General features: G+C 35.4%; 11 protein-coding genes. 3 read left to right on the top strand and 8 right to left on the bottom strand.

The annotated features are described in order from the left end of the window. The first annotated feature begins 2 nt into the window (after positions 1 to 2). Positions 3 to 1,175, top strand: a complete 1,173-nt coding sequence (locus ACQ334_RS22770; RefSeq protein ID WP_430990590.1) for an N-6 DNA methylase — start codon at positions 3 to 5, stop codon at positions 1,173 to 1,175. Here ACQ334_RS22770 and ACQ334_RS22765 read toward each other — a convergent pair whose 3' ends face one another. Both ACQ334_RS22765 and ACQ334_RS22760 read right to left on the bottom strand, forming a co-directional pair. Next, positions 1,176 to 1,631, bottom strand: coding sequence for a hypothetical protein (locus tag ACQ334_RS22765; RefSeq protein ID WP_430990589.1), 456 nt, complete (start codon positions 1,629 to 1,631; stop codon positions 1,176 to 1,178). Between the two features lie 150 nt (positions 1,632 to 1,781). Continuing rightward, positions 1,782 to 2,012 (bottom strand): helix-turn-helix domain-containing protein, encoded by a 231-nt coding sequence (locus ACQ334_RS22760; protein WP_430990588.1) that lies wholly within the window; start codon positions 2,010 to 2,012, stop codon positions 1,782 to 1,784. Between ACQ334_RS22760 and ACQ334_RS22755 the strand changes: the two genes are divergently transcribed. Beyond that, entirely contained in the window at positions 1,994 to 2,623 is a 630-nt protein-coding gene (locus ACQ334_RS22755; protein ID WP_430990587.1) for a hypothetical protein, read from the top strand. The genes ACQ334_RS22760 and ACQ334_RS22755 overlap by 19 nt on opposite strands. Before the next feature lie 549 nt (positions 2,624 to 3,172). Here ACQ334_RS22755 and ACQ334_RS22750 read toward each other — a convergent pair. From ACQ334_RS22750 to ACQ334_RS22725, 6 genes are all read right to left on the bottom strand, one after another. Then, positions 3,173 to 3,487, bottom strand: coding sequence for a helix-turn-helix domain-containing protein (locus ACQ334_RS22750; protein ID WP_430990586.1), 315 nt, complete (start codon positions 3,485 to 3,487; stop codon positions 3,173 to 3,175). A 204-nt stretch (positions 3,488 to 3,691) separates the two neighbouring features. Continuing rightward, positions 3,692 to 4,924 (bottom strand): site-specific integrase, encoded by a 1,233-nt coding sequence (locus tag ACQ334_RS22745; RefSeq protein WP_430990585.1) that lies wholly within the window; start codon positions 4,922 to 4,924, stop codon positions 3,692 to 3,694. 228 nt (positions 4,925 to 5,152) lie between these two features. After that, a complete protein-coding gene (gene treF / locus ACQ334_RS22740; protein WP_430990584.1) occupies positions 5,153 to 6,667 on the bottom strand; it encodes an alpha,alpha-trehalase TreF in 1,515 nt (504 codons plus the stop codon). Positions 6,668 to 6,675: 8 nt separating this feature from the next. Then, positions 6,676 to 7,920 carry an MFS transporter gene (locus tag ACQ334_RS22735; protein ID WP_430990583.1) on the bottom strand — a complete coding sequence of 415 codons (1,245 nt, stop codon included), beginning with the start codon at positions 7,918 to 7,920 and terminating at the stop codon, positions 6,676 to 6,678. 112 nt (positions 7,921 to 8,032) lie between these two features. Further along, complete coding sequence (locus ACQ334_RS22730; RefSeq protein ID WP_430990582.1) at positions 8,033 to 9,025, bottom strand: LacI family DNA-binding transcriptional regulator; 993 nt, start codon at positions 9,023 to 9,025, stop codon at positions 8,033 to 8,035. An 80-nt stretch (positions 9,026 to 9,105) separates the two neighbouring features. Further along, the gene (locus tag ACQ334_RS22725; protein WP_430990581.1) at positions 9,106 to 9,579 is read right to left on the bottom strand and encodes a DinB family protein; all 474 of its coding nucleotides are present in this window, start codon (positions 9,577 to 9,579) and stop codon (positions 9,106 to 9,108) included. Positions 9,580 to 9,712: 133 nt separating this feature from the next. Between ACQ334_RS22725 and ACQ334_RS22720 the strand changes: the two genes are divergently transcribed. Further along, complete coding sequence (locus tag ACQ334_RS22720; RefSeq protein WP_430990580.1) at positions 9,713 to 11,341, top strand: acyl-CoA carboxylase subunit beta; 1,629 nt, start codon at positions 9,713 to 9,715, stop codon at positions 11,339 to 11,341. Positions 11,342 to 11,500: the final 159 nt, after the last annotated feature.

The raw sequence follows: 11,500 nt of genomic DNA, 5'->3' as shown, positions 1-11,500 counted from the left end.
TTATGGATTCACTAGGTAGATATTATACAAGTAACATTATTTCTAATTTACTAGTAAATAATCTTACTACTAAATCGCCAAAAAAAATTCTTGATTTAGGAATTGGCAATGCATCTTTAAGTATTGCAGCATATGCAAAATGGGATAAGGCTGAATTTTTTGCTACGGAAATAGAAAAAAAGAAAGTCGCATCTATAAATAAAAAACTTTCATTTTTAAAGGTATATAATTATGATACCTTAAACCCAAATGCATCTGAAAAGCTTAAGATTAAATTTGGAACCATTGATATTGCAATCTGCAATCCTCCTTATGTGAAAGTAGAAGATAAAAATAAATATGCTGGTCTTTTTAAATCAGTTGGATGTAAAAATTTTTTAGCTTTAAAAAGAATAACATCTGAAATAGTTTTTTTTGCACATAATTTAAAACTTCTAAAAAACAATGGTGAGCTTGGAATAATTGTTTCTGACAGTTTAATAACTGGCAAGGATTATAAGATTTTTAGAGAAACGATTTTTGAAAAATTTACAGTTAGAAGGGTTATACAATTACCAGACAATATATTCAATAAAACCGAAGCAAGAACCCATATAATTTTTATTTCTAAAACAAAGTCAATTTCACACCGGTGTCAACTTTTTATGTCCTCTGTGAAAGGTAAATTGTCTAAACCAATTAATACTACAAAAGAAAAGTTGGTTGATAGGATGGATTACCAATTCCATCTTGCTGCCTTTAAAGCATCTAGTAAGTTGAAAACATTAAATGATATTGGTGTGATTATTAAGAGAGGGAAATTTTCATATAAAGAGTTGAGAGAAAAAAAACATCAATTTTTTCATTCTATTCATTTTAAAGAGAATAGTTTAAAGATTGATTTCAAAAAACCGATTTTAAAAAAACATATTGACTATTCTGCTCATTCGGGTGATATCTTAATGTGTAGGGTTGGCAAAAGAGTTGTCGGCAAAGTAGCAATTATAAAAGGTAGTATTTTAATTAGTGATTGTATTTATCGAATCAAAGTACCAAAAAAATACCAACAAACAGTATTGAATTCTTTCTTATCGGCAAAAGGGAAAAAATGGCTAAAAGCTTACGCCCATGGTGTTTGTTCACAAGTAATAAGCAAATCTGATTTAGAAAAATTCCCTTTGTTTTCAAAAATTTAATCAAAGTAATTTAGTACTGTAAATTGAAAAAAAACTAATAACCAAAACGATTAGTGCGAAAAGAAAAGTAACAAACTGTAAAAGCAACAATGTCCAAGTTAATTTTCCATATATCCCCATCCACTGTTTGAGATTATTAGATTCATCTAAATTTTTATCTGTAAGACTATTTTTAATTTTCATAAGCGTTAACCTAAAATCTCGTAATCTGGAAATACTTGCAAATAATCCTGTAAGTGCAGAAAGAATTATCAGGATAAAGCCAAAAGAAAAAAATGCTTTCTTCCATCCAATTGGATTAAAAAATTGGTTGTTTAAAGTAGTTATAAGAAATCCTAGAATTGCAATGCTTAATGTTAATAATAGGTTGTTTAAAAATGTCACTTGCTCCCGAAGAACTCCTTGCCATCTTATGAATCTTTCGTTGCTTGCTATCAAGTAAGGTTTATTCTCCATTTTTATTTGTTTTGCGAAATATACAACATGTATTTAGTTTTTAATAATCGGCATTATACTCTATCGTCATTATATACCCAGATTAAAATTGAAATCGAGAATATGAGATAAAGTATTACAGTCTGTTAACTTATGTCTGGTCAGGATAAATTAAATAGCTTTGAGTTCTACAAGTGTAATGATTTCTGACGGAGATTTTTTAAGAGGCTTAGATAATTTAAATAAGGTTTCTATTGTTGGCATTCTTAAGCCTCTTTCCAACATAGATATAAACGAACGGTCTAATTCGCATTCATAAGCCAATGTTTCCTGCGAAATACCTGCCTTGTTTCTTAATTCCTTAAGAACCTCACCAAATACCGATGCCAGGGATTTCTTCATTTAACCGAAAGTCAATATTTAACCTGAAAACACTTGCAGACTATAGTACGCAATCGAATATTTGCTTTATATTTGGCTGGTTAAATTCAAATCTTAATTCTATGGGGCTTCTTTCAATCCTTAGTAAAGGAATTACAGCAATGATTAATGAGGCAAATACACCTGCCTCTTTTAAGATTGGCGAAAAGTTTGAAGATTATGTAAGGGAATTTTTGTTTACTGATGAGGATTATCAGTTAGTAGAAAGAACGCATAATTATACAACAAATAGTAGCGATTATGTTGAATCCTCTTTAAAACCAGATTTTAAGTTTAGGGATAAGAAAACAAAAAAAGAGTTTTACATAGAAGCAAAATTTAGAACTGGTGAATATCAGGGTAAAATTGTTTGGTGTAATGATAGCCAGTTAAAACGCTATCAGCAATACAATAAGGAAACACCTGTCTTTTTGTTATTAGGTGTTGGCGGTGACCCTGAATACCCCGAATTTTTAGCATTAATCCCTTTGGCTGCTGCAAAATATACAGGCTTATTCCCGTCTTATATAGAGAAATATGAAGTGAAACTTGATGAACCAATTTTATCTAAAACACTATGGGGAATGAAGTAAATAATTTTACTGCTTCTCAATTTAAATGTTTGGTTTTGCTGCTGCTGTTTAGATGGCACTTAATTAGTCTGGCTTTATTCATCTGATGCAAAGCGGCTGTTCCCTTTAAAATCCAAATCCTTTTGAATTACCCCGCCGGAGGCAAAAAAAGTCAAAATGACAGCCTTTTTTAAGTCTTAAAGTTACAATTCAATATCAGCCCCTTTAAGCCTCGCTAATTACCTTCTCCGTGGTATACCTTACTTTTATCCTTTTATTGAATATTGCAAACGATAGCCGCTTTAGAATTGATTTTATTAGGACGCATTAAAAAAGACATGAGGGTGGTAATTTTTTTATAAAAATCTGTGTTGCCCTTTTGGGCATGGTAGATGTTCTATAACATCTACCAAACAGTTCGGTCTGCGAACTCATTTATACGTAAAATGCAAAACCCTACTTTATGATGAATAAATCGAATTTGACTAAATGCATTGTTTTATATTTCTGTCATTTTTGCATAAAAAATTAAAAATAAAGCCCAACTTTTTACATTGGGCTTTATTGCTTTTAGTTGATACTAACCTTTGTTTTTCCTCTTATCAAAACAGTTGAATTGATAGCTTCAATTAATTCTCGGCGCTTAAAATAGATTTTTCGTCCTATCCTGTACGCTTGAATTAACTTCTTCTTTTTCCATTTATGAATGGTAACTTTTGAAACATGAAGCAATGCCCCTGCATCCTCAATACTCATTAAATCGTCTTGGGGAGTAGGTTGAGGAACTATTGAAAATTTCTTTAGCTCATTTTTAATTGTATTCTGAATGAGTTCTTGAAATTCATCAAACGGCATTGCAACAAACAAGGTTGCATTTGCAGCCATAAAATTTTCTGAAAATTAAACAGTGATATAAATTATCTATGCTTAAAGAAGGAGAAAAGCTTTCTATAATTTATTTGGAATGAATACTTCTTTTTAAGGTTAGCTTCATGAACTAACACAGTAAGAGAACTAAGTTTACTTTATTTAATCATGCACTTGCTATTTTGTGATATTTAAATAGTGATAAATAAAATTAGAGATAATTTAAACAGCTTTCAATAAATTTTTTCCCCATGCCCTATTCATTTCCTGCTCCATAATTCTATCAGTTATTTTTACGTACTTCATAAAGCTCTTATAGTTTTTATGTCCTGTCATTGCCATTACAACCTCTGCTCTAATACCTTTTTCCAATGCAAGGGTAACAAAGGTTCTTCGTGCTGTGTGAGTTGTAACCATTTCAAATTTCTTCTTGTAGGTTACTACCCTATTTGAGCCGTTAAACTGCTCAATTCTTATTAACTCATTCAATTTGCAGAGTTCTGCAATCTCTTTTAAATACTCATTGGTTTTCTGGTTGGTTAAGCCTGTGGGTAAAGGTTTGCTGTTGAATTTATTTTTATACCTGTTTAAAATTGCTTTTGAAAAATCATTCAAAGGAATTCTTATTGAATCTCTGGTTTTCTCCGTTTTTATTTCAAGATAATTTCCCTTTATATGGGTATTGTCAAGTTTGTCAATATCAGAAAAGCGCAAACCTGTAAAACATGAAAAACAGAAAACATCTTTTATCGGCTTTAATCTTTTACAAAGATTATCCTTTTGATAAATAGTCATCAATTCATTTTCTGTTAGATGAATGGTATCGGCTTCTTCATTAAAAACTTTGAATTTTTTAAAAGGATATGTTTGTGTGGTGTATTCACGGTCAATTGCATAATTTAAAAACACTTTTAAATTCTTCACATATTTACCCACCGTATTATTCAGATTTTTTAAATCTTTCAGCATGTAGTTAACGAAAGTTTCATAAAAATTAAAATCTATGCTTTCAAAAGTTATAGGGTAATTTTTAGCATCAGAAAATTTTAATAGCTTTTCTTTGGTGCTTAAGTAACCTTTAACAGTCCAGTTAGATTTTGTTATTCGGGAATCTGCAATAAACTTGTCATAAACATTAAAGAAGTCGTTGGTATTATTAAGCGTTCCAAACTTCAAAAAAAATTTACGTTTGACTGTTTCTAAACTGTATTCTTTTTTATTAAAAACTCCTTCCCTTTCAATCTCCTTCAATGTATTTTCAATATCGTCTAGGATGCTGTTAATTTCTGCATAGCCTGTGTAATTGATTTTTACCCGTTGGTCTTTCCAACTGGCGGCAGTTGCTTTTAATTTGGTGTAATACCTGAATTTTTGCCCTTTTACCTGATAGGTTAAATAAATCGGGGATTCGCCTTTTTTATCGGCTGCTTTTAAGCTAAAATTGATTCCTGACATGATTTTGTAATTTTTTTAGGTGTCCAAATAGGTGTCCAAAAGGACTTTTTTCATTTGAATTCTAAAACTAATTACAACTGTCAGATTCGCCTACAAATCAAGCCAGATAATGATTACAGAGTAAAGTAGAGTGTTGTAAAGTGCCTTAGAATAAAGTGAAAAAACTCCTTTCGTGGGCACTACAAGCCGGAGTAATTACTCCGGCTTTTTATATGCTCAATCCCGAAATTATAATTGCGGAATATGAGTACTTTCATACTTCATTTTTAAATACACCCCATTCGTCCAGCCAAAACCATCCTGGTTGGGATATTCTCCTCCTCCGGCAGTAATGGTAGTATCCATTACGTTATATTTCTCCATCATTTTACCGGTTTCAGTAAATACTCTTTCGCAGTTAGCCAGCCAGTTTTGTTTAACGGTTTTGGCCAGGTCGTTAAAGCCATACTCTTTTAACCCTTTATAGGTTATCCATTGCAAAGGCGCCCAGCCATTGGGTGCATCCCATTGCTGGCCGGTTGTATCCAATGTAGTAACTACGCCCCCGTTGCATAGAAATTTTTCACTGATGAGAAATGCAATTTTTTCAGCTTTCCACTGTGCTGCCACACCAAAAAATAGTGGAAACATAGTGGCAAGATTATAATGCTCTACCTGTTGCAGATCAATAAAATTATAATCGAAATAGCAGCCTGCTGTTTCATTCCAGCAGCAATTGTTTAAAGCTTTTAACCTACGGTTGATATTGTTCAACATTGCTGCCTCAGCCTGTTCATTATGTTGCAGTGCATACATTTTCATCAGGGTGGCTTCAGTATGTGCCAGTAAACAATTAAGATCAACAGGTATTAAGTTAGTAGTTTGAATAGTTTTCATATTCATGCCATCTTTAAACCAACGGCTGCTGAAATCCCACCCGGATGCTGCCGCTGCACGGATATGGCGGTACGTATCTTCCGGCTTACCTGGAGCAATTGCTGCTAAATGCATATCTTCTGCAAAGGCTTCGGGCCTGGGCGTATCTTTGCTATCCCAATAACGGTTAAGGATACCTTCATCAGCCAGCAACACTACATGATTGCAGGCCGTATTAGCTTTATCTAATGTATCAGCTCCATTCATCCAGAAAGCATATTCTTTTTCCAGTACCGGATGATACTTCAACAATACATCGTCTCCTTTTTCTTCTGCCAGTAAGTTTACCATCATTGCAAAAAAAGGCGGTTGCGACCGGCTTAAATAATAGGTGCGGTTGCCATTTGGTATAAAACCAAACTCATTGATGAGGTAGGCAAAATTGTCGACCATATTTTCAATGATATCAATACGGCCGCTCATCTGTAACCCCAGCATGGTAAAATAACTATCCCAATAATATATTTCACGAAACCTTCCACCTGGCACAATATATTGATACGGTAAAGGGATAAGTGTGCCTTTGCTTTGTGCCGGCATTCTTTTCAATTCATCCCACAGGTCATTTAAATGTGCATCAATTGTTTTTTTAGCAGAGCTGTAAGTGGAAACTGTTTCGGCCGGCAAATCAAAATTGGCTTTTATAAATATTTCCAGTTTAAATGCAGCATCGTTTTTTGAACTGTTATACTTTGTTACAATTTCTGTTGGCGCATATTTTGGTGCACAGTCTACAAAAAACTTACTATCTGCAAAAATGCCTGATGATTGTACATCTTCATACAGTGTACCAAGTGATTCTATAAAAAATAAATTTTGTTCAGTCATATAACAGGTTATGCTTTTGCCTTTACAGCTACATTTTTATTGTGCAGTTTGTTAAAAACAAACAGGCTGATGATTAAAATAGTTATAGGTACTAACGTGAAATAAAATGCAGTTTGTCCATCATACCAATCAAAAATAGCGCCTGTTATCAACGACCCACATGTACCACCTATCGCAGAAAATACAATAATAAGGCCAGACATTAATCCATGTTGTGCCTTAGGCAACGAACTTAAAATTGCAGAATTGATAGATGGGTAAATAGGCGCCAGGAATAATCCGATAAGCGGAAATATATAAGCTGCCAATGGCGCACTAAACCAACCAGCAGAAGGATTAATGGCCACATTTTTTGCTAATGGCATTGCAATTAATACCAAACCAAATGCCAATGCCAGGCAAGTGACAAGTAAATAAAACCAATGCACTTTCTTAAGCACTACCCCCGCTAAAAAACGTCCCAATGCAGAAGCTCCCGCCAATATACTTCCCATTTGAATAGCCAGCGACTTGGGCATATGCAAAACTTTACTATTGAATGTGGGTAAGAAATTCTGAATGCTTTGTTCAATCAGTACATAAAAAAAAGCCGCACACAAAAAAGCCAGGATGATTGGCTTAGCCATTAATTTGAACATTTCAAAGAAATTAACTGATTCAGTCCCATCAGTTCTATGAGCCCCCGATTCATCCAATGTTGAGGTAAGTAATAATAAAAAAGCAATAACAGATATTCCTCCAATCAAATAGTACGATTTTAACCAGGCTGTAGATTCAGGATGAGCATTATCGATAAAAACACTAAATACAAAGTATAGTAACATTGTCCCTATGGTGAAAAAAGATTCAATAAAATTCATGAACCTGATATGATCTTTGGAATCCTTTGTAATTAAACCGATAGTGCTGTATACTGACATTTTTATCAACGCAAAACTTGCGCCTACAATTACAAACAATAATTTTATAGCTAAAAAAGTTGGTACACTGGGAATAATAAAACATACGCCTGCCACAACACCCAAAGCAATAAGCATTGCCCGTTTGTAACCCAATCTTACAATAAAAGAAGAAACGATGAATGACATTACAGCTATACTAATGTCTTTGCATGGATCGATCCATGAGGCGGCTTTACTATTTACACCAAAATTATCCTGCACCTGCGTAATAGCAATACCAGAGCTATTCAATAAAATAGCAAAAACAAAATAATTAAAAAACAGGGAAGCTTTAATTTTCCAGTTAGACATGAGCAAGTTTTATATAGTGAGCAATCGAAAAAAGTAAGCGTCAAAACTAAACTTCTAAACCCTAAACCCTTAAACTCATCCTGTGCGAAGCCGAATGGCTAAACCCCTAAACCTACAACGACCCTCCTTCCACCAAAATAGAATCCACAGTAAGTTCCTGCATAAAAGTACTGCCTGCAAAACATTCCATCATTCGTTTAAATGCCAGCTTACCTAATTTGTAGCCGCTGGTTTCCACAAAAGTTATATGAGGGTTATACAGTGTAGGAATTAACCCGTTACTAATAGATACTACAGCCACATCTTCCGGTACTCTCAATCCTTTTTCATGCACTGCATGCATCACACCGATCAATATCAGATCTCCCATGCAGAATATAGCATCAGGCTTTTTCTTATTTTCCAGGGCTTCCAGGCTAATAGATTTTGCTTCGGCAATAGTGAGCGGAAAATGATTATCAATTTGTGTTGCCGGCGACCTGCTTTTAAAAGTTTCATTAAATGCTGCAAAGCGTTTTTGAGAGATCGTTAATTTAGGATGGCCGAAAAGTGCCAGCACATGTTTTTTCTGTTTATCAATCAGGGCATCGGCAGCCATTGTAGCCGCTGCCCTGTCTGCCAGGCATATCTTATTGCATTGTTCATAATCCGGAACACGATCGAAAAATATCACCGGCACTTTTTTCTCCTGTAATTTTAAGAATGGATTCAAATCTTCAGTTTCACCGGTAATAGAAACAAACACACCGGCAATACGGTTATTCTTTAACAGCTTAAGATTAGCAGTTTCTATGTCTTTACTTTCACCAGATTGCATGATCATTACAGAATAGCCTTTGGACCTGGCTTCTTCTTCCACTGCAACGGTAAAGGAATCATAAAAGAAATTATCCAATGAAGGCACCATAATGCCGAGTATATTACTGGAGTTGTTGCGGAGCGAAATGGCATGGCTGTTAGGTTCATACTCCAATGTTTCAGCCAGTTCTTTTACTTTACGCTTGGTTTCCTCAGAAATATCAGGATGATTTTTTAGCGCTCTTGAGACTGTGGATATACTGATCTTTAAAATCTCCGATAATTGTTTTAGTGTAGCTTGTTCCATCGTTATGCAGTGAAAATAATAATATTTTCTGTTATTAAGCTATCCTTTTTTTATAAAGATTTTATCACACAGTAAAAACACTATAAAATATTTTTTTTCAATAACATCATCTGGCCTAAATGATAAGCATCGTGTTGCAGGCAACCCATTATTAATTGATAAAATGTTTGTTCTTTCCGGGGCGAAGCTTTATCCAGCTGCTCGTCTTTGATATTATGTAGTGCTGTACGTAAGGAGTGATAGGCGGCCTCAAAATCATGCAGGGTTTGTTTCCAGCCGGCATCATTTAATTCTGCAGGCAATAAAAAATCTTTGAATGGCGGAGGATTGTCGCTACCCGTTAAACGGTTAACCACGGTTGTTCTCCAGTAAATAATATGAGCGGTTAACTGCCAGATGCTATTACTATTACCTGAAACAGCATCTGATGCACTGGTAGCATCCACGCCTTGCAAAGTTTCTTTAAAATTAGTACCGATCCAGCAATCGCCCTGCTGTAACGCTTCAAATAGTTTTACTATGCGGTTAATTTCAATACCCATATTTTTGTTCATTAGAAAGTTAAAACAGTACTTAGTTTTTAGTTCTTAGTCAAGGTTTGCTATTAAAAACATCTATACAAATTTAGCAAATCAAATTACAACTAAGGTCTATGAACCAAAAACGAAGCACTAAAAACTAAAAAATATGGATCTGCAATTCAACAAAAACGAAGATGCCCTTAAGCTTGCCTGGAGCCGCACCAAAAAGCATTTAGAAAAAATTTACGAAGGTGGTGGTAAAAAAGCAGCCGCTAAACAAAAGGAACGCAATAAACTTACTGCACGTGAGCGCATTGCTTATTTGTGCGATACAGATAAACCTTTTATTGAACTGGGGGCATTCGCAGGTTTTGAAATGTATGAAGAGCAAGGTGGTTGCCCTGCAGGTGGTACCGTAAGTGGTATAGGTTATGTAAGCGGCAGGCAATGTATTATTGTTGCCAACGATCAAACTGTAAAAGCGGGTGCCTGGTTTCCCATCACAGGAAAAAAGAATTTGCGCATGCAGGAAATTTCGATGGAGAATAAATTGCCCATTATTTATTTAGTGGATAGTGCCGGTGTATTTCTTCCGATGCAGGATGAAATTTTTCCTGATAAAGAACATTTTGGAAGAGTGTTTAGAAACAATGCCAGGATGAGTGCAATGGGCATTACACAAATTGCCGCCGTAATGGGAGCTTGTGTTGCTGGCGGTGCTTACCTGCCTATTATGAGCGATGAAACGCTAATGGTAGAAGGCAATGGTTCTATATTTTTAGCGGGCCCTTATTTAGTGAAAGCTGCTATTGGTGAAGATATTGATGCAGAAACTTTAGGTGGTGCCGAAACACATAATGCATTAAGCGGTATTGCTGATTATAAATTTAAAACAGAAGAGGAATGTCTTGACCAGGTTAAAAAAATAATGAGCAAACTGGGTGCGCCAAAAACGGCAGGCTTTGATAGAATAAAAAGTATTGCACCCAAACCTCCTGCAGGAGAAATTTATGGCATCATGAGCGAAGGCAATACCAAACCTTACGATATGGTAAAAATTATTGAGTGCATTACCGATGCGGATAGTTTTGACCAGTTTAAAGAAGAGTATGGCAAAACAATTATTTGTGGCTATGGCCGCATTGATGGCTGGGTAGTAGGCATTGTTGCCAACCAACGCTTGATTGTAAAAAGTAAAAAAGGCGAGATGCAACTGGGCGGTGTAATTTATAATGACAGCGCCGATAAAGCTGCAAGATTTATCATGAACTGCAACCAGAAGAAAATTCCATTGGTTTTTTTACAGGATGTTACCGGCTTTATGGTGGGCAGCCGCAGCGAACACAGTGGCATTATTAAAGACGGCGCTAAATTAGTAAACGCAGTAGCTAATTCTGTTGTTCCTAAGATCACCATCATTATTGGCAATAGCTATGGTGCCGGTAATTACGCCATGTGCGGCAAAGCTTACGACCCCCGTTTTATTTATGCCTGGCCCACTGCAAAGATTGCTGTAATGGGTGGCGAACAAGCTGCTAAAACATTAATGCAGATACAAGTGGCTGCGCTAAAAAGCAAAGGCCAGGAAATTACAGCTGAGGACGAACAAAAAATACTTAATGAAATTATTGACCGCTACAATAGCCAGACCACGCCGTACTACGCCGCTGCACGTCTTTGGGTAGACGAAATAATTGACCCTGCTGCAACAAGGCAGGTGATTGCTGAAGGCATTGCTGCTGCTAATCAAAATGAAGAAATGGCGGAGTTTAAGACGGGGGTGTTTCAGGTGTAATGAAAAAATATCCTGAGCGTAGTCGAAGGGGAATATTGCCAGTACTGAGCGTAGTCGAAGTACGGGTGAATTTAAAAGAAGTTTTTAACTGCGGGACAAGCATTTGGAATTCTATTTGACTTCATTGGCGACGCTCCGTTCAACTGTATATCATTGAGG

It is taken from the genome of Ferruginibacter sp. SUN106, from assembly GCF_050611765.1.
Classification (GTDB): domain Bacteria; phylum Bacteroidota; class Bacteroidia; order Chitinophagales; family Chitinophagaceae; genus Ferruginibacter.
This window is presented reverse-complemented; position numbering and strand designations above follow the sequence as displayed.